At 69.8% G+C, this 20,215-nt stretch carries 18 protein-coding genes; 12 read left to right on the top strand and 6 right to left on the bottom strand.

Translation table 11 applies throughout. The features are described 5' to 3' along the window. Together BIV03_RS04285 and BIV03_RS04280 are read right to left on the bottom strand one after the other, a co-directional pair. Nucleotides 1-2,273: hypothetical protein (locus BIV03_RS04285; protein WP_139201852.1), on the bottom strand; the 2,273-nt coding region annotated here is incomplete at its 3' end. 68 nt (nt 2,274-2,341) lie between these two features. Further along, nucleotides 2,342-3,544 (bottom strand): class I SAM-dependent methyltransferase, encoded by a 1,203-nt coding sequence (locus tag BIV03_RS04280; RefSeq protein WP_071294795.1) that lies wholly within the window; start codon nt 3,542-3,544, stop codon nt 2,342-2,344. 163 nt (nt 3,545-3,707) lie between these two features. Between BIV03_RS04280 and groES the strand changes: the two genes are divergently transcribed. Continuing rightward, nucleotides 3,708-4,004 (top strand): co-chaperone GroES, encoded by a 297-nt coding sequence (groES, locus tag BIV03_RS04275; RefSeq protein ID WP_017885484.1) that lies wholly within the window; start codon nt 3,708-3,710, stop codon nt 4,002-4,004. Between the two features lie 132 nt (nt 4,005-4,136). Further along, complete coding sequence (gene rarD, locus BIV03_RS04270; protein WP_070417709.1) at nt 4,137-5,099, top strand: EamA family transporter RarD; 963 nt, start codon at nt 4,137-4,139, stop codon at nt 5,097-5,099. A 226-nt stretch (nt 5,100-5,325) separates the two neighbouring features. Here the strand turns inward: rarD and BIV03_RS04265 are convergent, their stop codons facing one another. The 3 genes from BIV03_RS04265 to guaB all read right to left on the bottom strand — a co-directional run bounded on the left by BIV03_RS04265 (nt 5,326) and on the right by guaB (nt 8,858). Beyond that, a complete protein-coding gene (locus tag BIV03_RS04265; RefSeq protein WP_071294794.1) occupies nt 5,326-6,660 on the bottom strand; it encodes an ABC transporter substrate-binding protein in 1,335 nt (444 codons plus the stop codon). A 233-nt stretch (nt 6,661-6,893) separates the two neighbouring features. Further along, nucleotides 6,894-7,277: a VOC family protein gene (locus tag BIV03_RS04260; RefSeq protein WP_070417710.1), complete on the bottom strand. Its 384-nt coding sequence runs from the start codon at nt 7,275-7,277 to the stop codon at nt 6,894-6,896. Nucleotides 7,278-7,355: 78 nt separating this feature from the next. Beyond that, the gene (gene guaB / locus BIV03_RS04255; RefSeq protein WP_070417711.1) at nt 7,356-8,858 is read right to left on the bottom strand and encodes an IMP dehydrogenase; all 1,503 of its coding nucleotides are present in this window, start codon (nt 8,856-8,858) and stop codon (nt 7,356-7,358) included. A gap of 355 nt (nt 8,859-9,213) precedes the next feature. On the opposite strand from guaB, the gene BIV03_RS04250 reads away from it, so the two are divergent. The 7 genes from BIV03_RS04250 to BIV03_RS04225 all read left to right on the top strand — a co-directional run bounded on the left by BIV03_RS04250 (nt 9,214) and on the right by BIV03_RS04225 (nt 16,786). Then, nucleotides 9,214-10,566, top strand: coding sequence for a branched-chain amino acid ABC transporter permease (locus tag BIV03_RS04250; protein WP_071294793.1), 1,353 nt, complete (start codon nt 9,214-9,216; stop codon nt 10,564-10,566). Nucleotides 10,567-10,577: 11 nt separating this feature from the next. Next, a complete protein-coding gene (locus tag BIV03_RS04245) occupies nt 10,578-11,564 on the top strand; it encodes a branched-chain amino acid ABC transporter permease (protein ID WP_071294792.1) in 987 nt (328 codons plus the stop codon). Continuing rightward, on the top strand, nt 11,557-12,444 hold the full coding sequence (locus BIV03_RS04240) for an ABC transporter ATP-binding protein (protein WP_070417714.1): 888 nt from the start codon (nt 11,557-11,559) through the stop codon (nt 12,442-12,444). Before BIV03_RS04245 ends, BIV03_RS04240 begins: the two co-directional genes overlap by 8 nt. Next, nucleotides 12,441-13,262, top strand: a complete 822-nt coding sequence (locus BIV03_RS04235) for an ABC transporter ATP-binding protein (RefSeq protein WP_071294791.1) — start codon at nt 12,441-12,443, stop codon at nt 13,260-13,262. Before BIV03_RS04240 ends, BIV03_RS04235 begins: the two co-directional genes overlap by 4 nt. A 200-nt stretch (nt 13,263-13,462) precedes the next feature. Next, entirely contained in the window at nt 13,463-13,648 is a 186-nt protein-coding gene (locus BIV03_RS19015; RefSeq protein ID WP_139199221.1) for a hypothetical protein, read from the top strand. 66 nt (nt 13,649-13,714) lie between these two features. After that, nucleotides 13,715-14,836: a GuaB3 family IMP dehydrogenase-related protein gene (locus BIV03_RS04230; protein WP_071294790.1), complete on the top strand. Its 1,122-nt coding sequence runs from the start codon at nt 13,715-13,717 to the stop codon at nt 14,834-14,836. Nucleotides 14,837-14,896: 60 nt separating this feature from the next. Further along, the gene (locus BIV03_RS04225; protein WP_071294789.1) at nt 14,897-16,786 is read left to right on the top strand and encodes a glycerol-3-phosphate dehydrogenase/oxidase; all 1,890 of its coding nucleotides are present in this window, start codon (nt 14,897-14,899) and stop codon (nt 16,784-16,786) included. A 54-nt stretch (nt 16,787-16,840) separates the two neighbouring features. Here the strand turns inward: BIV03_RS04225 and BIV03_RS04220 are convergent, their stop codons facing one another. Then, entirely contained in the window at nt 16,841-17,353 is a 513-nt protein-coding gene (locus tag BIV03_RS04220; RefSeq protein ID WP_071294788.1) for a hypothetical protein, read from the bottom strand. 98 nt (nt 17,354-17,451) lie between these two features. Between BIV03_RS04220 and BIV03_RS04215 the strand changes: the two genes are divergently transcribed. From BIV03_RS04215 to BIV03_RS04205, 3 genes are read left to right on the top strand one after another with little or no spacing between them, the layout of a single operon-like run. Next, a complete protein-coding gene (locus tag BIV03_RS04215; RefSeq protein WP_022906983.1) occupies nt 17,452-17,982 on the top strand; it encodes a cation:proton antiporter regulatory subunit in 531 nt (176 codons plus the stop codon). A gap of 3 nt (nt 17,983-17,985) precedes the next feature. Further along, nucleotides 17,986-19,428 (top strand): cation:proton antiporter, encoded by a 1,443-nt coding sequence (locus BIV03_RS04210; RefSeq protein WP_071294787.1) that lies wholly within the window; start codon nt 17,986-17,988, stop codon nt 19,426-19,428. A gap of 5 nt (nt 19,429-19,433) precedes the next feature. After that, the gene (locus tag BIV03_RS04205) at nt 19,434-20,213 is read left to right on the top strand and encodes an SURF1 family cytochrome oxidase biogenesis protein (RefSeq protein ID WP_071294786.1); all 780 of its coding nucleotides are present in this window, start codon (nt 19,434-19,436) and stop codon (nt 20,211-20,213) included. Nucleotides 20,214-20,215 lie beyond the last annotated feature (2 nt).

Genomic DNA, 20,215 nt, shown 5'->3' with positions numbered 1-20,215 from the left:
CGGAGCGCGGGCTCGGTCGCACCGTCCCGCGCCGTGAACTCGTGGGTCGTCTTGTCCTCGTCACCGAACAGCTGGTGGATCGTGATCCGGTAGGACTCCCCGGGGAGCTTGCGCGTGGTGTGATCGAACGCTCCGTTGGCGTCGGCGCGGACGAACTCCTGGGCCCCGTCGTCCACTCGAACGCTCAACGACGTGTACGGGGACGCCGTGCCGACGAGGCGAGCGCCCTCGCCCTTGAAGAACGTCTTGTCGGAGGTCAGGCGCGTCGGAACGTACTCCACGCCTTCCTGCAGTGATCGGAACTCGTGCACGGTCGCTGCGTCGGCGTCCTGCTGCACGGTCACGGACAGCTTCGGGTCTCCGTCCGACAACGCCACCGATCGCTTCGAGGTGAACGAGAACTGTCCGGTCGGGGACGCGACGACCGCTCCGCCCAGCGGGATGTTGATCACCGCGTCCTGAGCCGAGATCCTCACCGTCGCGCCGGGGCGTGCGGTCCCCTCGACACGGAGCGGTGTGCCGCTCAGGTACTGCTTCGGCGACGTCACGCGCACGTCGGTCTCGGTGGCGTCGGTGAGCGTGCGCTCGACGGTGCGGGCGGTCGACCCGGAACCCGTGTGGACCCGGATCTGGAGCCCACCCGTGACGGTGACGCCCTTCGGGCTGGTGATCCTCCAGTCACCGTCGGCGTCCGCGCGTCCGTCCAAGAAGTTGCGGGGACCGAACTCCACGCCGACGAACGCGTGGGGTTCGGCGGTGCCGGAAACGGTCACAAGGTGACCCGGCGCGTAGTCGGTGGTGTCGACGGTGAGGTGACGTTCACTGGTGTCGACGGTGAGGGCGCGTTCGATGGTGCGTGTGCTGCTGCCGGTGCCGCTGCTGACGGTGAGGGTGATGCCCTCGGTTTCGGTGACGTTCTTCAGGCTCGTGATGCTCCACTTGCCGTCGTCGTCTGCGCGGCCGGTCTCCGAGTTGTTGACGCGTCCGAAGCTGACGGCGATGAACGCGCGCGGTTCGGCGGTGCCGGTGGCGGTGACGAGGTCCCCGACGCGGTACTTCGTGGTGTCGACCGTCAGGTGGCGTTCGCTGGTGTCGACGGTGAGGGCGCGTTCGATGGTGCGTGTGGAGTCGCCGGTACCGGTGCTGACGGTGAGGGTGATGCCGTCGGTCTCGGTGACGGACTTCGGGCTCGTGATGCTCCACTTGCCGTCGTCGTCGGCGCGTGCGGTGTCGGAGTTGTTGACGCGTCCGAAGCTGACGGCGATGAACGCTCGGGGTTCGGCCGTGCCGGTGGCGGTGACGAGGTCCCCGACGCGGTACTTCGTGGTGTCGACCGTGAGCGGCCGTTCGCTGGTGTCTCGGGCGAGGGTGTGCTCGATCGTACGCAGGCTGGCGCCGGCGCCGGTGCTGACCTGGAGGGTGAGCCCGTCGGTCGCCGTGGCCGCGTACATGCTGGTGATGCGCCAGTTGCCGTCGTCGTCGGCGCGGCTGTCGACCGTGTCGTTGGAGCGGAACCGGACGTGGACGAACGCTCCGGGTTCGGCGGTGCCGCTGACGGTGACAAGGTCATCGACGCGGTACTTGTCCGTGTCGACCGTCAGGTGGCGCTCACTGGTGTCGACGGTGAGCGTGCGCTCGATGGTGCGCGCGGTCTCGCCGATACCGGTGCTGACCTCGAGGGAGAGTCCACTGGTGGCGGTGGCCGGCCGCAGACTGGTGATGCTCCAGTTGCCACGGTCGTCGGCACGGCCGGTCTCGGAGTCCTTGCCGCCAAAGACGACCGCGATGAGCGCGCGCGGCGATGCGGTGCCCTTCACGGTGACGAGGTCGCCCACGCGGTAACTGGTGGTGTCGACCGTGAGCGGCCGTTCGCTGGTGTCGTGGGCAAGGGTACGGGTCACGGTCTCGGCGTCGTTCCCGGTCCCGGCGGTCACAGTGATCGAGAGACCGGCCGTGCTCAGCACGGCGCGCTCGCTGGTGATGGTCCAGCGGCCGTCGGCGGCGGCACTCTTCCGGACGAGGTCTCGATCGCCGAACAGGACACCGACGCGCGCACCCGGCGCTGCGGTACCCGTCACGGTGACGGTGTCGCCGGCACGGTAGGTGGTGGTGTCGACGGTGAGTGCGGCGCGGGGCGCATCCGAGACCGCCAGTACGGTGGCGGGTGCGACGGCGACTGCAGGGACCGACAGCGCGAGTGGCGCGAGGAGCGCCAGACCGGACGTGCCGACGACGAGGAGGCACCGGGACATGGGTGAGGGGGAGTGCTTCATGCTGAACCTTTCGGAGCGGACAGCATTCAGGATGTCACATATCGAAAAGTCGCTACTGAGTGCGATGCCTACCCGGCCACGTCTCCCAGCCGCTCGCACAGGATCGCGGCGTGCCGTCCCTCCAGACGGGTGAGCACGAGCGTGACGCGCCCCCGTCCGCGCAACCGCAACCGCTTCCGGAACTGCGCCGGGTCCACGTCGACCCCGCGCTTCTTGATCTCGACGGTCCCGATGTCGTCCGCCGCGAGTCGCGCGGCGAGCTGCTTCACGTCGAGCGGCATCGTGTCGAGCACCCGGAAGCCCTGCGCGAACGGTGTCGTGACGGCCCGGTCCGAGGTGACGTACGCGATGCCGTCGGACAGCATCCGGCCGTCGAACGACCGGGCGAGGTCGCCGATGAGCCGCGCACGGATGACCGCTCCGTCGGGCTCGTACAGGTACGCGCCGAGCGCGCCGACCTCGACGTCCGCGGCGTCGGCGTCGCCCGTGAGCTCGGCGATCCCGTGCGCCCCGATGACGGTCGCGGCACGGCGGACACCGGGACGGGCGAGGGGGCCGAACCAGAGGGCGAGCTCGACGACCTCGCGGTCCACGGAGGTCCACTGCGCCTCGGCGGGGTCCGGGATGAGGTCGCGGTCGACGCCCGGCCCGAGCTTCACACCCGTCGGGGTCGTCGTGGCGGCGGCGAACACGGTGTCGAGCGACGGGGACCAGTCGTCCGGGTCGGCGAGGCGCTTCGTGTTCGCGTGGCCGGAGGTCCGGCGCGCCGGGTCCATCCAGACCCCGTCGACGCGGGACAGGTCGAACGAAGCGGCGTCGCCGAGCTCCACCCGTGCGGAGTCCCAGAGCGACAGGTTGTGCGTCGCGACGGCCGCGGTGGCCTCGTCACGGTCGACGGCGGTGACCTCGAGGTCGAGCGCCGCCATCGCCATCGCGTCCCCGCCGATGCCGCACCCGAGGTCGGCGACCCGGGTGAGCCCAGCGGCGGCGAAGCGTCCGGCGTGCTGGGCGGCGACCTGCAGCCGGGTCGCCTGCTCGAGGCCGGCCTCGGTGAAGAGCATGCGGGAGGCGAAGTCCCCGAACTTCCCACGGGCCTTCTGCCGGAGCCTCGCCTGCGTCAGGACCGCCGCGACGAGGCCCGGATCGTGTCCTTCGGAGCGCAGTCGTGAGACGACCCGGACGATCTCACCACCGTCGGACACGGCCGGGGTACGGTCGAGCAGGGCCATCCCCTCGGGGGTCAGCAACTGGGCGAGATCGGCGGCTTCCACCCGACGATCCTCCCAGGTCGCCGAGAGCCCGGTCGGACGTTGGCACTCGGATTGACCGAGTGCCAACGACGCCCTAGAGTTGGGGCGGTTGGCACTCTCCTGTGCGTAGTGCCAACACGGTTTTCATCTGTACCGAGTCAGTACCGAGAAAGAAGAGGTCACCGTGGCCGTCAGCATCAAGCCGCTCGAGGATCGCATCGTCATCCGCCAGGTCGAGGCGGAGCAGACCACCGCTTCCGGTCTGGTCATCCCGGACACCGCGAAGGAGAAGCCCCAGGAGGGCGAGGTCGTCGCCGTGGGCCCGGGTCGTATCGACGACAACGGCAACCGCGTCCCGCTGGACGTCGCCGTGGGTGACAAGGTCATCTACTCGAAGTACGGCGGCACCGAGGTCAAGTACTCGGGCGAGGACCTCCTCGTCCTCTCGGCGCGCGATGTCCTCGCGGTCATCGTGCACTGAGTCCAGTACACATCGCGAATGCCCCGTTCGGCTCCGGCCGGGCGGGGCGTTCTCGCGTTCCGCGCCGGGTCGGCGGGTCCAGGAGGCGCGGCTCGACCCCGCACCGTCGGTGCCCGTTCCTAGGATGGTTCCGTGAGTGAACCGTCCCCGGCGCGCCCGGCCCGCAGCGAGGCATCCGTCGGCGTCGTGCAGGCGATCATCGCGTACGGGCTGTGGGGACTCATGCCGCTGCTCTTCGCGGCGATGGCCCCCGCCGGCGCGTTCGAGATCGTCGCCTGGCGGATCGTCTTCGGGCTGGTGTTCTGCGCGATCGCGATCGCCGTCACCCGCTCCTGGCTCCGGACCCGCACCCTGATGGCCCAGCGTCGGGTGATGCTCGTGATGGGCCTCGCGGCCGTGCTCATCCTGGTGAACTGGACCGTGTACGTCGCGGCGACGACCACGGGCCACACGGTCGAGGCGGCGCTCGGGTACTTCATCAACCCGCTCGTGACGATCGCGCTCGGTGTCGTGGTGCTCCGCGAACGCCTGCGTCCGCTGCAGTGGACCGCCGTCGGCATCAGCATCGTGGCCGTCGTCGTCATCGCGGTGGGCTACGGACAGATGCCGTGGATCTCCCTCGTGCTGGCGTTCTCGTTCGGCCTGTACGGGCTCGTGAAGAAGCGGGTCGGTGGCACGGTGGACGCCCTGAGCGGCCTGACGATCGAGACCGTGTGGCTGCTGCCGATCGCCGTGGTCGCCCTCGTGGTGCTCGGCGCGACCGGCCTCGGCGGCGGGGTGACGTTCACGAGCGAGGGCTGGGTGCACGTCCTCGTGACGGTGCTGACCGGGCCCGCGACGGCCGTGCCGCTGCTGCTGTTCGCGTCGTCCGCCCGTCGGGTGAGCCTGTCGACGCTCGGGCTGACGCAGTACCTCGCGCCGGTGATGCAGCTGCTCGTCGGGGTGGTCGTGCAGCACGAGCCGATGTCGGGTGCCCGGTGGTTCGGCTTCGGGATCGTCTGGCTCGCCCTGGTCATCCTGACGGCCGACTCGTTCCTGGCCGCTCGGGCATCGCGGCGCCGGGCGGTGGCGCCCACCGCGGCCGAGCCGGTCTGACGGGGCCGAGCCGCGCCTCCAGGGCCCGTGTCCTGTCCGCCTGCCGGCCTGCCTGCCTGCCGGCCCGCCCGCCGGGCCCCGAGTCTCGGCCCGGCGGACAGTTTCGCGCCGTGTCCGCCACGGAACTGTCCGCGCAGCCGAGTCTCGGCCCGCCGCCGGCGCCGCCGCCGCACGCGACAGCGCCCCGCGGCCGGGCCGCGAGGCGCTGTCGATCCGGTGCTGCCGACTACTTCTTGACCGAGCCCTGGATCGCGCTCTGGTAGACGGGCTTGTTGTCGCCGTCGAACTTGTAGATGCCGATGTAGGCGCTCGACGGGTCGTTGTTGTCGTCGAACGGACCGATGCCCGACGGACCCGTGTAGTGGATGTCCTCACCCTTGTCGAGCAGGGCGACGCAGTCCTTGAACGTCGAGCACTCCGTGCCGCCGTCGGCACCGGACACCGCGGCCATGTTGGCCTGGATGGTGCCGGAGTCCGTGCCCTTGCCCTTCACCGCGGCCAGGGCGGCGAGGACGGTGGCGTCGTACGACTCAGCCGCGTACGAGTAGTCGGCGAGGTCCTTGCCCGACGACTTCTTGTAGTAGGCGGAGAGCTGGGCCTTGAACTCGTCCTTCGGCGAGGCACCGGGGATGGTGCCCTGCGCGCCGGTGAGCGTGCCCTTGTCGAAGTCCTTCGAGTAGTCCGCTGTGTTGCCGTCGGACATGTAGATCTTCGACATGTCGGCGTCCTGCGACTTCAGCTCCGGGATGATCGACTTCGTCTCGTCGAAGGCCAGGACGACGATGGCGTCCGGCTTCGTGGCGAGCGCCGCGGTCACCTCGGACGAGAAGGTCGTCTGGCCGGGCGGGAACTCCTGGCCCTTGCCCTTGCCGCCGTAGACGACGGATCCGCCCGAGTCCTCGATCGCCTTCTGCACGGTGTTGCGGAGACCGGTGCCGTAGGTGTCGTTGAAGACGAGGAACGCGACCTTGGCGTTGCCGTCACCCGTGACGAGCTGGCCGAGCGCCGATCCCTGCACTGAGTCCGGCGGAGCGGTCCGGTAGTAGTACGACGAGTAGCCGGACAGGTCCGACGCGGTGTTCGCGGGGGAGATCTCCACGATGCAGTTGCTCGTGAGCTGGTCGATGACGTTGAGCGTGACGCTGGAGGACTCGGCGCCGATCGCGACCGGGACCTTCGCGTTCACGAGCTTCGTCGCCGCGGAGCTCGACACCGTCATGTCGTTGCTGTCACCGGAGTCGGTGGCGGGGTCGATGGTGACGTCCTTGTCGAGCACACCGCCGGCGGCGTTGATGTCCTGCACCGCGAGTCCCACACCGGACTCCGCGGGCGGGTTCAGGTAGGCGAGCGAACCGGTGAGCGGGAGGATCGTGCCGATCTTCAGCGCGTCGGTGCCCGGGGTGTCGGGGGCCTTGCAGCTCGCGGCGGGGTCCTTCTTCGCGCCTCCCGACGCGGAGGAGGACGGTGAGGTGCCGCCGCTGGTGGTGGAACAGGCGGCGAGGAGGAGCGCCGCCGCTCCTGCCACTGCCAGTGCCGTGGTGGCACGGGTGGTTCTGATCATCCGTGGAGCCCTTTCTCTGCGCGGAACCTCAGGTCCCGCTGGGGATGTGAGAGAACGTAGGGTCACGGTGTTTCAGCCGCGTGACGGGGCGGTACGCAAAGTGTTTCGTTACCCAGCCGTGACGCGAGGTCTGCGGAAACCCGCGGGTCTCGAGCCGAGCGCCCGGGCGCGGTCGACCGGACCCGCGCAGTCCGGACAGGGACGCCGGCCGCCCGGGTGGAGGCTGGCCGGGGTCAGGCGTCGAGCTCGGCCTGGGACCGGAGGACGCAGAACTCGTTCCCCTCAGGGTCGGCGAACACCACCCAGCCGCCGCTCGCCGTGCGTCGGTCGGCCAGCTCGAGCGCACCGATGCCCCGCAGCCGCACGACCTCTTCGTCGCGGGTCCGGTCGGTCGGCCGCAGGTCGAAGTGGATGCGGTTCTTCACGGCCTTCGCTTCCGGCACCTCGATGAAGAGCACGTGGTGCGAGCCGTCGGGAGCGACGATCATGCACTCCTCGTGCCCGGGCGCGTTCGGGTCGTCGGCGACGTCGACGTAGCCGAGGACCTGCTTCCACCACTCCGAGAGCGTGTAGGCGTCACGGCAGTCGATCGAGGTGTGGGACACGGCGCTGACCATGCCGCGACCCTACTGCCGACCGACGACGAACGCCCCCGCTCCGTCCGGGAGCAGGGGCGTTCGCGGGTGCGGGTCGGGTCAGCGGCTGTAGTTCGGCGCCTCGACGACCATCTGCACGTCGTGCGGGTGCGACTCCTTGAGCCCGGCCGGGGTGATCCGGACGAACTTGCCGCGGGCCTTGAGCTCCGGGACGGTCCGGCCGCCGACGTAGAACATCGACTGCCGCAGGCCGCCGACGAGCTGGTAGACGACGTTCGCCACCGAGCCGCGGTACGGGACCTGGCCCTCGATGCCCTCCGGCACGAGCTTGTCGTCCGAGGGGACGTCGGCCTGGAAGTAGCGGTCCTTCGAGTACGAGGTCTTCTTGCCGCGGGTCTGCAGGGCGCCGAGGGAGCCCATCCCGCGGTAGGCCTTGAACTGCTTGCCGTTGACGAACACCAGGTCACCGGGCGACTCGTCGGTGCCGGCGAGGAGCGAGCCGAGCATCACGGTGTCGGCACCGGCCACGAGGGCCTTCGCGATGTCGCCCGAGTACTGCAGCCCGCCGTCGGCGATGACCGGCACACCGGCCTCACGCGCGGCGAGGGAGGCCTCGTACACGGCGGTGACCTGCGGGACGCCGACACCAGCGACGACGCGCGTCGTGCAGATCGATCCCGGGCCGACGCCGACCTTGACGGCGTCGACGCCCGCGTCGATGAGCGCCTGGGCGCCCTCGCGCGTGGCGGCCTGCCCGCCGATGACGTCCACCGCGGCGAACGCCGGGTCGGCCTTGAGACGGCGGACCATGTCGAGCACGCCGGCGCTGTGGCCGTTGGCGGTGTCGACGACGAGGACGTCCACGCCGGCCTCGCGCAGCGCGGTCGCGCGCTCCCAGGCGTCGCCGAAGAAGCCGATCGCGGCACCGACCCGCAGGCGTCCGGCGTCGTCCTTCGTGGCGTCCGGGTACTTCTCGCTCTTGTCGAAGTCCTTGACGGTGATGAGACCGCGGAGCTTGCCGTCCTCGTCGACGAGGGGGAGCTTCTCGATCTTGTGCTCGGCGAAGATCGCGACGGCGTCGTCCGGGTCGATGCCGACCGGAGCCGTGATGAGCGGGGCCTTCGTCATGACGTCGCGCACGAGCGTGGTCTGCTGCTCGAACGGCGCCACGAACCGCATGTCGCGGTTGGTGATGATGCCGACGAGGGTGCCGTCACCCTCGACCACCGGCAGGCCGGAGACGCGGAACTGTCCGCAGAGCGCGTCGACCTCGGCCACGGTGGCGTCCGGGCTGGTGGTCACCGGGTTGGTGATCATGCCCGACTCGCTGCGCTTGACCTTGTCGACCGCGGCCGCCTGGTCGGCGATCGACATGTTGCGGTGCAGGATCCCGATGCCGCCCTGTCGGGCCATGGCGATCGCCATGCGGGCCTCGGTCACGGTGTCCATCGCCGCGGAGAGCAGCGGGACGTTGACCGTGATGCGCTTGGTGAGCCGGGACGCGGTCGACGCCTCGCTCGGGATGACGTCGGTGTACCCCGGCAGGAGCATGACGTCGTCGTACGTGAGTCCGATGAATCCGAACGGATCCGGCTGGTCCATGGGTCCCCTTCGTGGGCGAGGTGAAGTGGTCGAGACACCGGGAACGCTGCGGCGGGTTCCGGATAGACCATGGTAACGCGCAGGCGCTCTTCCGCATTCCGCCCCGTGGACACCCGTGAGCAGCCAGGAGGCGCGGTGCGGCCCCGTCCCGGGACCTCCGTCCGGCCTTCCTCCACAACGTCACAGTTGCGGCACGAATCACACAGGGAACGTGATGGAAACACGGGTGTCACACAATCCCCCTAGCGTCCTCGTCATCCGAACGAGAGGCTCTTCCGTGGGATCCATCACTCCGCCGGGACCTGCACTGCTGCGCAGGTTCCGCCTCCGCCCTGGACGAAAGCGACCGGTCATCATGGCCGTCCTCGTGCTCGCGTTCCTGGCGACCTTCCTGATCGACTGGGCGGTGACGCTGCCGGCGATCGGCGCCACCTCGGCCCCGACCGCGAGCGCATCGGCGTCCGCGAGCACCGCACCCGCCAGCACCCAGCCGTGCACGGTCAGCCCGACGAACGGCTGCATCCAGGGCACGATCACCGACTCGGACCGCGAACCGGTCCCGGGCGTCGACGTCGACGTCGCCGGGCCGGGTGGCTTCGCGCAGACCGCGACGACGTCCGACGCCGGGCGCTGGTCGGTGAGCGTGACCGAGGCGGGCAGCTACACCGTGAGCGTCGACCAGGACACGCTGCCCAAGGGCCAGTACCTGACGAACGCGGCGGACGCGAAGCGCACCGTGTCGGCGAGCCTCAACGCGAACGTCGGGCAGATCTTCCAGCTGTCCGACCAGCAGGGCGTCGTCACGAACGACGACGCCACGAGCGTCACGCCCCAGCGCGCCTGGCAGCAGTTCGCGTCCGGCATCCGGCTCGGGCTCCTCATCGCGCTGGCGTCGGTGGGCCTCTCGCTCATCTACGGCACGACCGGCCTGTCGAGCTTCTCGCACGGTGAGCAGGTAACCCTCGGCGGGTTGCTCGCCTACCTCTTCGCGAACCAGCTCGGGTGGAACATCTGGCTGACGGGGGTGGTGGTCACGCTGCTGTGCGCGGCGACCGGCTACCTGCAGGACGCCGGCATCTGGCGGCCGTTGCGGCGCAAGCGCATCAGCCTGACGCAGCTCATGATCGTGACGATCGGGTTGTCGATCGCCGCGCAGTACGCGTTCCAGTACTTCTTCGGCGCCTCGACCGTCCGCATCCAGCAGGGCAACCCCGAGACGGTCCGCTTCGCCGGGGTCACGCTCACGGTGCAGTCGTACGTGGCGATGGGCATCGCGCTCGTCGTCCTCGTCGCGACCGGTCTGTTCCTCGCGAAGACGCGCTTCGGCCGTGCGACCCGTGCGGTGTCGGACAACCCGGCACTGGCCAGCGCGTCCGGCATCGACGTCGACCGGGTGATCCGGTTCGTGTGGACGCTCGCCGCCGGCCTCGCGGGACTGTCGGGCGTGATGCTCGGCCTCGTGCTCAACGGCGTGAACTGGCAGACCGGCCTGCAGCTGCTGCTGCTCATGTTCGCCTCGGTCACGCTCGGTGGCCTCGGGACCGCCTACGGCGCACTCGTCGGCTCGATGATCATCGGCGTCGTCGTGGAGCTCACGAACCTCGTGCTGCCCGGTGACTTCAAGTACGCCACCGCCCTCGTGATCCTCATCCTCATCCTGCTGTTCCGGCCGCAGGGCATCTTCGGCCGCGCCGAGCGGATCGGCTAAGGAGCGCCGCCATGGACTACATCCTCAACCTGCTGTCCTCCCTCACGCAGGAAGCACTCGCCCCGACCACGGCGGCGTTCGCGCTCGCCGCGATCGGCCTCAACGTCCACTTCGGACTCACCGGCCTGGTCAACATGGGCCAGGCGGCGTTCCTGCTGCTCGGCGCGTACGGCTTCGCGATCTCCATCACCAACGGGTTGCCGTTCGTGATGGCCGTCCTGGTCGCGTTGCTCGTGTCGATCGTGTTCGCGATCATCCTCGGCATCCCGACCCTGCGGCTGCGCGGCGACTACCTGGCGATCGTGACGATCTCCGGCGCCGAGATCATCCGCATGGTGGGACGGTCGAGCCTGCTCACCACGACGACCGGCGGCTCGAACGGCATCACCGGGTCGAGCTACCGCGACCCGTTCAACGCCCTCAGCCCGCTCCCCGACGGCACCACCACGCTCCTGTGGTTCACGTACTCGAACAACGGCGTCAACGGCTGGTGGATCCGGATCGCGGCGTGGGGGCTCGTCGCCCTGTTCACGCTCGTGCTGTTCCTGCTCATGCGCAGCCCCTGGGGCCGTGTCGTGAAGGCCATCCGCGAGGACGAGGACGCCGTCCGCTCCCTCGGCAAGAACGTCTACTCGTACAAGATGCAGGCGCTCGTGTTCGGCGGTGCGCTCGGGGCCCTGGCCGGGATCATCTACGTCCTGCCGAGTTCGGTGCAACCGGACGCGATGGGCCGCTCGATGACGTTCTTCATCTGGACGGCGCTCATCCTCGGCGGTGCGGCGACGGTGTTCGGACCGGTGCTCGGCGCCGTGCTCTTCTTCGTCGTCCGACTCGCGATCCGCACCCTCGCCGGTGACTTCATCCCGAACTCGATCATGAACGCGCAGCAGGCCGAGCAGTTCTCCTACGTGCTCGTCGGCGTCGCGCTCATGCTCCTCATCGTGTTCCGTCCACAGGGCCTCCTGGGCAACAAGAAGGAGTTGACGTTCAGTGTCTGAGTCGTACGCCCACCCCAAGAACGACCCGATCCTGGTCGTCGACGACGTCACCCGTCGCTTCGGCGGCATGACCGCGGTCGACGTCGACCACCTCGAGGTCCAGCGCGGCTCGATCACCGCCCTCATCGGCCCGAACGGCGCCGGCAAGACGACGTTCTTCAACCTGCTCACCGGGTTCGACAAGCCGAGCCCCGGCGCGACGACCCGGTTCGACGGCAACACCCTGCAGAAGACCAGCGCCACCCACATCGCGAACAAGGGCATGGTCCGCACGTTCCAGCTCACGAAGGCGCTCAGCCGCCTCACCGTGATGCAGAACATGCTCCTCGGCGCCCGCGACCAGCCCGGCGAGAACTTCTTCGTCGGCCTCGTCCCCGCGCTCTGGCGGAAGCGGGAGCGCGAGATCACGGCGAAGGCCGAGGACCTCCTCGCCCGCTTCAAGCTCGACACGAAGGCCGACGACTACGCGGGCTCGCTGTCCGGCGGGCAGCGCAAGCTCCTCGAGATGGCCCGGGCGCTCATGTCCGACCCGACGATGATCATGCTCGACGAGCCGATGGCCGGCGTGAACCCGGCGCTGACCCAGTCGCTGCTCGGGCACATCCAGTCCCTGCGCGACGACGGCATGACCGTGCTCTTCGTCGAGCACGACATGCACATGGTCCGGCACATCTCGGACTGGGTCGTCGTGATGGCCGAGGGCAAGGTCGTCGCCGAGGGGCCGGCCGACACGGTGATGGACGACCGTGCGGTCATCGATGCGTACCTCGGTGCGCACCACGACACCGACCTCGGTGACGACTCGCTCCTCAACGAGGAGACCTACGAGGAACTCGCCGAGGAAGTAGCGGAAGAAGACGAGCAGGAGGCGACCCGATGACCGACGCAAGCGAGCCCACGAACGCGAGCAGCGCCTCCAGTCCGTCGCCGGCGACCGCCGCCCCGGCGGCCACGCTGGAACGCGAGCCCGTGCTCAGCGCGAAGAACCTCGTCGCCGGCTACCTGCCGGGGGTGAACATCCTGAACGGCTGCGACCTCGACTGCTACCCGGGCGAGCTCATCGGCATCATCGGGCCGAACGGCGCCGGCAAGTCGACGCTCCTCAAGGCCCTGTTCGGCCTCGTGTCCATCCGCGAGGGCTCCGTCACCCTGCAGGGCGACGACATCACCAACCTCAAGGCGAACAAGCTCGTGCAGGCCGGTGTGGGCTTCGTCCCGCAGACGAACAACGTCTTCCCCTCGCTCTCGATCGAGGAGAACCTGCAGATGGGCCTGTACCTGCGACCCCGGAAGTTCGCCGAGCGGCTCGAGGTCATCTACGACCTGTTCCCCGTCCTCGGACAGCGGAAGGGCCAGCGTGCCGGATCGCTGTCCGGCGGTGAGCGGCAGTCGGTCGCGATGGCCCGGGCGCTCATGATGGACCCGAAGGTGCTGCTGCTCGACGAACCCTCCGCGGGGCTGTCGCCCGTGCGCCAGGACGAGACGTTCATCCGCACACGCCGGATCAACAAGGCCGGTGTGTCGATCGTCATGGTGGAGCAGAACGCGCGACGCTGTCTGCAGATCTGCGATCGTGGGTACGTGCTCGACCAGGGGAAGAACGCGTACTCGGGCACCGGGAAGGAGCTCGCCGACGACCCGAAGGTCATCGAGCTGTACCTGGGGACGCTCGCCAAGGACGTCGACTCCGCGCGCTGAGCGAGCGGTGTCGACCGTGGGTGCCGCTGTGGGGGCGGTACCCGCACCGAGTGGGGTCGTGCGTGGACGCTCAGCGCCGCACGGCCCCGCTCCTCATGCGGACCGGTGCGCGGCCCACGTCGCGGGGACGGCGCGTCGTCGGGACGGCGCGTCGTCCAGGAGGCGCGACCCGCCCCCGCCGGGTCGCTATCGTCGGTCGCGTGCGGACTCCCGGCCCCCTCGTGCTCGACGCCCTCGTGTGGCTGGTGTTCGCCGTGCTCTTCGTCGGGGCGGCGCTGCTCGTGAAGGTCGCCGCGGCGCTGGTCGGCGTGCTGGTGGTGCTGGCGCTGCTGCTCGGGCTCGTCCTGCGGACGCTCCGCAGGCGCCGCGCACGCCGGACGCGCTGACGTCCGCCGCGCGCCCTGCCCGTCGCGCCCGTGTCACCCGGGGGACACGACCGCTAGGCTTGCCGGGTGAGTGAAGTCGAGATCGGTGCTGGCAAGCGCGGACGTCGGGCGTACGCGTTCGACGACATCGCGGTGGTCCCCTCGCGGCGCACGCGTGACCCGCGTGACGTGAGCGTGCAGTGGTCGATCGACGCGTTCACGTTCGAGTCGCCGATCCTCTCGGCCCCGATGGACTCCGTCGCCTCGCCCGCGACGGTCATCCAGATGGGCCGGCTCGGCATGCTCGGCGTCCTCGACCTCGAAGGCCTCTGGACCCGCTACGAGGACCCGACGCCCTACTTCGACGAGATCAAGGCGCTCACCGACGGCAACGTCACGAAGCGCATGCAGGAGATCTACTCCGAGCCGGTCAAGGCCGAGCTGATCACCGCGCGCCTGGCCGAGATCCGCGCCGCCGGTGTCCCGGTCGCCGGGTCGCTCAGCCCCCAGCGCACGCAGGAGTTCTCGCAGACCGTCGTCGACGCCGGTGTCGACCTGTTCGTCATCCGCGGCACGACGGTCTCGGCCGAGCACGTCTCGCAGAACACCGAGCCGCTCAACCTCAAGAAGTTCATCTACGAGCTCGACGTCCCGGTGATCGTGGGCGGCGCCTCGACCTACACGGCGGCCCTGCACCTCATGCGTACCGGTGCCGCTGGTGTGCTCGTCGGCTTCGGCGGCGGCGCGGCATCGACCACGCGGGCCGCCCTCGGCATCCACGCCCCGATGGCCACGGCCGTCGCGGACATCGCCGGCGCTCGCCGTGACTACATGGACGAGTCCGGCGGCCGCTACGTGCACGTCATCGCCGACGGCGGGCTCGACACCGCCGGCGACGTCGTCAAGGCCATCGCGATGGGCGCCGACGCCGTGATGCTCGGCACCGCACTGGCCCGCGCGACCGAGGCCCCCGGCGGTGGGTTCCACTGGGGTGCCGAGGCGCACCACCCGGAGCTGCCGCGCGGCCGCCGGGTCGAGGTCGGCACGATCGCCCCGCTCGAGAACGTCCTGAACGGCCCCACCCCGACGTGGGACGGCCGCGCGAACATCGTCGGCGCCCTGCGTCGATCGATGGCCACGACCGGATACTCCGACGTCAAGGAGTTCCAGCGAGTAGAAGTGGTCGTGGCGCCGTACCACCGGAACTGACGGTGGCACCCGCACTCCGGCGCGGGTGACGCCCGGCGTCACCGTGACACGGAGGCGACGATGGCGAAGACCAGCACGAGCACGTCCAGCGCGACCCGGCCCGCCCGGCCCGAGACCGCCGCCCCGGGGGTGGGGTTCGACCCGTCGGCGAAGCTCGGTCCCGACGAACGCGCGGCCGCCATCGAGACCCTGAAGACCAAGGAGCTCGACGTCCTGGTGGTCGGCGGTGGCATCGTCGGTGGCGGCAGCGCACTCGACGCCGTCACCCGTGGCCTGAGCGTCGGCATCGTCGAGGCCCGCGACTGGGGCTCGGGGACCTCGAGCCGGTCGTCGAAGCTCGTCCACGGCGGCATCCGCTACCTCGAGCAGCTGAACTTCGCGCTCGTCCGCGAGGCACTGATCGAACGCGGCCTCCTGCTGCAGCGCATCGCCCCGCACCTCGTGAAGCCCGTCCGCTTCCTCTACCCGCTCAACCACCGCGTGTGGGAGCGCTTCTACATCGGCATCGGCATGGCGATGTACGACGTCTTCAGCTGGTCCGGTGGTCGGCCGCCGGGGGTCCCGCACCACCGGCACCTCAGCCGGAGCCAGGTCCTCAAGAACATGCCCGGCCTCAAGAAGGACGCCTTCGTCGGCGGCATGACGTACTACGACGCCCAGGTCGACGACGCCCGGTACGTCGCGTCGCTCGTGCGCACGGCGGCGTCGTACGGCGCCTCCGCCGCGAGCCGCGTCCGCATCGAGGGCTTCATCAAGGTCGGGGAGCGGGTCGTGGGCGCGCACGCGCACGACATCCAGACGGGCGAGAAGTTCGACATCCGCGCGAAGCAGGTCGTCAACGCGACGGGCGTCTGGACGGACGACACCCAGGCGATGGTCGGTACCCGTGGGCAGTTCAAGGTGCGGGCGTCGAAGGGCGTGCACCTGGTCATCCCACGCGACCGCTTCCAGTCGAACACGGGCATGATCCTCCGCACCGAGAAGAGCGTGCTCTTCGTGATCCCGTGGGGCCGGCACTGGCTGGTCGGCACGACGGACACCGACTGGTACCTCGACAAGGCGCACCCGGCGGCGACCGCGGCGGACATCGACTACATCCTCGAGCACGTCAACAAGGTCCTCGCGGTCCCGCTCACGCGTGAGGACGTCGAGGGCGTGTACGCCGGACTCCGGCCGCTGCTCGCGGGGGAGTCCGACCAGACGTCGAAGCTCAGCCGCGAGCACGTCGTCGCGCACACGGTCCCCGGGCTCGTGGTCGTCGCCGGCGGCAAGTGGACCACGTACCGCGTGATGGGCAAGGACGCCATCGACGAGGCCGTCGCGGCGATGGACGGGAAGATCCCGGGCTCGACCACCGAGGACATCCCACTGCTCGGTGCCGAGGGCTACCCCGCCGCCTGGAACCGACGCGGCCGCACCGCGCGGAGCTTCGGCGTGCACAAGGTCCGCATCGAGCACCTGCTCAACCGCTACGGCACGCTCGCGACCGAGGTGCTGCGGCTCGTGAAGCAGGACCCGTCCCTCGCCGAGCCGCTCCCCGGTGCCGACGACTACATCGGCGCCGAGGTCGTCTACGCGGCCTCGCACGAGGGCGCCCTGCACCTCGAGGACGTCCTCGCCCGCCGCACCCGCATCTCGATCGAGGCGTGGGACCGCGGTGAGTCGGCGGCGCCCGTCGCCGCGAAGCTCATGGCGGACGTGCTCGGCTGGGACCAGGAGACCACCGAGAACGAGGTCTCGAACTACCTCAAGCGCGTCGCCGCGGAACGCGAGTCGCAGCTGCAGCCCGACGACGCCTCGGCGGACCGCGTGCGGCTCGAGGCGCCGGACATCGCCTTCGGCTTCGACGAGGACGACGTGGTGGTCGGCGGTGGCCGGTCGAGCGGTGCCGAGGGTGCCAAGGCGTCCGACGAGCAGGTGGTCGGCGAGAAGACGAGCGAGCCCGAGTAGGACGCGCCCCGTGCCTCCTGGCTCTCGACTGCCTGGAGGCGCGGGTCGGCTCCGTCAGGCAGCGCGCGACCGGTGCGTGGTCCGGCGTGCACTGATCGCCTGGCCGATCACGAGGACGAAGGGGACCGCGGCCAGCGCGATCGCGCTGGTGACGAGGAGGACACCGGCCCAGGCGGTGTGCGCTCCACCGCCGACGCCGTACGCGTCGGCGACGTCCATGCCGAGCCAGAAGCCGCTCCACCAGGTCATCGGACCGCCGAGCGCGACCACCCCGAGCAGGACCGCGGCGGTCACGTACGGCCGTGCACGGGTGACGACGAGGGAGCTGCCGAGGCCGATCGCCAGGGCGACGCCGACGACGGCGATCCCGACGACGGCGGCGATGTCGGTGCCGACCGCGAAGCCCTGGCGCTCGAGTTCCGCGTGGACCTCGCCGAGCGAGGCGCCCGGCACCGCGGCGAGCGGATCGAGCACGAGTGCCTGGACGGCGAGCAGTGCGGCGTAGAGTGCCACCACCGCGATCCCGGTGCCGGCCACCAGCCGGTTGGTCCTGTCCTGCTCGTCCACAGCGTTCCCCCTGTCTTCCCCGTCCACCGGACTGTAGCGGAACGGAATGGACGGACCATCGCGGTGGTTATCATCGGGGTACTCGAAAGGGAGCCATCATGGTCGACGTCCATCGCGTCAAACTCCCCGGAGTCGGCGTGCTGCACAGCTTCTACACCGACGACGGTGGCAAGTGCGGTGTCATCACGCACCGGTCGGGTCACTCCGACCTCATCTCCTTCGCCGACGTCTCGGACGGCGCCGACAAGTCGGAGAAGGTGTCGCTGCGCCTCAGTGAGGACGAGGCGCACACGCTCGCCGAACTCCTCGGCGGCACGCGCATCACCGAGGGTCTCGACAAGCTCGACGAGATCCCGGGCCTCAGCATCGACTGGTTCTCGGTCGACTACGACGACGCCATCGCCGGCAAGCCCCTCGGCGACCTGCACGACTCGGGCTTCATCGGCCTGACCGTCGTGGCGGTCGTCCGTGGTGACAGCGCCAACCCGGCCCCGTCGTCCGACTTCGTCGTGTTCCCGGGCGACACCATCGTCGTCGCCGGTGCACCCGAGAAGGTCGCGAAGGCGTTCTCGTTCTACCGCAGCGGAGAGCTTGCGGCCGCTGCGGCCGAGGCCCCGCCGAGGAGCTAGCCCGTGCACCTGGGTGGTGAGCTCCTCACCATCGGCATCCTCTTCATCATCGCCTACGTCCTCGGACGACTCGGCAAGACGATCGGGCTGCCCGCGATCCCGATCTACATGGTCGTGGGGCTCATCGCGAGTCCCCACACCCCGTGGATCGGGCTGAACGTCGAGTCGCACACGATCGAGCTGATCGCGACGTTCGGGCTCATCCTGCTGCTGTTCAACCTCGGGTTGGAGTTCGACCAGGAAGAGTTCTACGGCAACGCCGGCAAGCTCCTGGTGTCCGGTGGCACGTACGTCGCCATCAACATGGGCGTCGGGTTCGCCTTCGGGTTCTCGCTCGGGTGGGGCACCCGCGAAGCCCTCATCATCGCCGGCATGACGGCGACCTCGTCGAGCGCGATCGTGACGAAGCTCCTCATCGAGCTCCGTCGCCTGGCGAACGACGAGACCCCGATGATCCTCGGCGTCACCGTGATCGAGGACGTCTTCATCGCGATCTACCTCGCGATCGTCTCGGTGGTCCTCTCCGGCGACACGAACGTGTGGGGTGTCGTCGGCAAGCTCGCGCTCGCGTTCGGGTTCCTCGTCGTGATGTTCACGCTGGCCCGGTTCGCCGGCAAGTGGGTGTCCCGGATCTTCGCGACCCGTGACGACGAGCTGTTCACCGTGCTGTTCTTCGGCCTCGCGGTCATGTTCGGCGGCATCGGCGACCTGCTCGGTGTCACGGACGCGATCGGGGCGTTCGTGATCGGCCTGCTCTGCGGCGCCACGCGCTACCGCGACCGCATCGAGCAGCTCGCCCTGCCGATGCGCGACGTGTTCGCGGCGTTCTTCTTCGTGAACTTCGGGCTCGGGCTCGACCTGTCGACCTTCGGCGAGGTGCTCTGGCCGGTGCTCGGTGCGATCGGCATGACCGTCGCGCTGAACGCCATCGCGGGACAGCTCGTCGCGCGCATGAACGGCTTCAACATCCAGCAGGGGATCAACACCGCCGTCATCCTGGTGAACCGCGGCGAGTTCGCGCTGATCCTCGCGACGCTCTCGGCCGCTGCCGGGCTCGAAGCCCGCATCACCGCCTTCGCGGGTCTGTACGTCCTCGTCATGGCGATCCTCGGGCCGTTGCTCGCGGTCAACTCGGACCGCATCGGTCGCCTCGTGATCCGCCCGGCCCGTCTGGCACGCCTGCGGACGCGTCTCGGCGGCCGTCGAGCGGTCGCAGCGGCTGCCGCGGCCGAGGCGGCAGAGGCCGAGTCGGACGCCGCCGCTGCCGCTCGTCGGGCGGAGCGGGACCGCCAGTTCGCCGAGGAGTTCGCCCTGGTGGAGGCCGCTGGCAGCCAAGAGCGGGAGAATGAGTCTCCGGAGACGGTGTCCGAGCCCCGGACGTCGTCGGTCGAGACCCCCGCCGAGCGCCCCGAGCGCCCGGTCCGCCAGCGCGATCCGGAGTACTGATACAGATGTGGGCCGTAGCCCGACGACCGAGGTGGATCGCGCTGCTGTTGCTGGCGCTCGTGCTCGCGGCGGTGTTCGCCGGGCTGGGCAAGTGGCAGCTCGAGCGGAGCATCGCCAACGGCACCCCCCTCCCCGCGACGACCGAGAACCGGAAGAGCCTCGACGCCGTGACCGGGCCGATGCAGCCCGCGACCGAGAAGATGGCCGGGCAGAAGGTGACGGTCACGGGGACGTTCGTCGCCGGTGACACCACCGTCCTGACCGGCCGGACCGGTGGCGGGACGTACCAGACCGTCGGACACCTGGTGGACGACACGAGCGGGGCGAGCCTCCCGGTGGTGATCGGGTGGTCCGACCAGCGGTCCGCCGCCGTCGCCGGTGGTGACCGTCTGGCGGACGGCACGCGGCTCACGGTCGAGGGGCGCTACTACCCGGCCGAGTCGCCCGACCAGGACACCTACGACAAGGGCGAGTACTCGGCGGTCGCGCCGGCCCGGTTCGTGAACACGTGGAAGGCGTTCGACGACCGGATGTACCTCGGGTACGTCGTCGCCGACGGCACCACGGCGAAGGCGGCCGACCTCGGCACGATCGCCGACCGGGCGCCCTCGCGCGAGGTCCAGTTCGACTGGCTCAACCTGTTCTACGCGATCGAGTGGGTCGTGTTCGCCGGGTTCGCCGTCTTCCTCTGGTACCGGTTCGTGAAGGACGCCTGGGAGCGTGAGGAAGAAGAGCGGCGTGAGGCCGCACTCAGCGTCGACGGTGCCCTCGTCGACCGACGGTAGGA

The sequence above is a fragment of the Curtobacterium sp. MCBA15_016 genome (genome assembly GCF_001865105.1).
Lineage (GTDB): Bacteria > Actinomycetota > Actinomycetes > Actinomycetales > Microbacteriaceae > Curtobacterium.
Note: the sequence above shows the minus strand (reverse complement) of the source record. Positions and strands in the feature narration are given on the sequence as shown.

Excerpts from the sequence above, each read along its gene's own strand:
- BIV03_RS04225 (WP_071294789.1), top strand. The coding sequence starts at position 14,897 with ATGGCGAAGACCAGCACGAGCACGTCCAGCGCGACCCGGCCCGCCCGG.
- BIV03_RS04215 (WP_022906983.1), top strand. The coding sequence starts at position 17,452 with ATGGTCGACGTCCATCGCGTCAAACTCCCCGGAGTCGGCGTGCTGCAC.
- BIV03_RS04260 (WP_070417710.1), bottom strand. The coding sequence starts at position 7,277 with ATGGTCAGCGCCGTGTCCCACACCTCGATCGACTGCCGTGACGCCTAC.
- guaB (WP_070417711.1), bottom strand. The coding sequence starts at position 8,858 with ATGGACCAGCCGGATCCGTTCGGATTCATCGGACTCACGTACGACGAC.
- BIV03_RS04250 (WP_071294793.1), top strand. The coding sequence starts at position 9,214 with ATGGCCGTCCTCGTGCTCGCGTTCCTGGCGACCTTCCTGATCGACTGG.
- BIV03_RS04245 (WP_071294792.1), top strand. The coding sequence starts at position 10,578 with ATGGACTACATCCTCAACCTGCTGTCCTCCCTCACGCAGGAAGCACTC.
- BIV03_RS04235 (WP_071294791.1), top strand. The coding sequence starts at position 12,441 with ATGACCGACGCAAGCGAGCCCACGAACGCGAGCAGCGCCTCCAGTCCG.
- BIV03_RS04205 (WP_071294786.1), top strand. The coding sequence starts at position 19,434 with ATGTGGGCCGTAGCCCGACGACCGAGGTGGATCGCGCTGCTGTTGCTG.
- BIV03_RS04265 (WP_071294794.1), bottom strand. The coding sequence starts at position 6,660 with ATGATCAGAACCACCCGTGCCACCACGGCACTGGCAGTGGCAGGAGCG.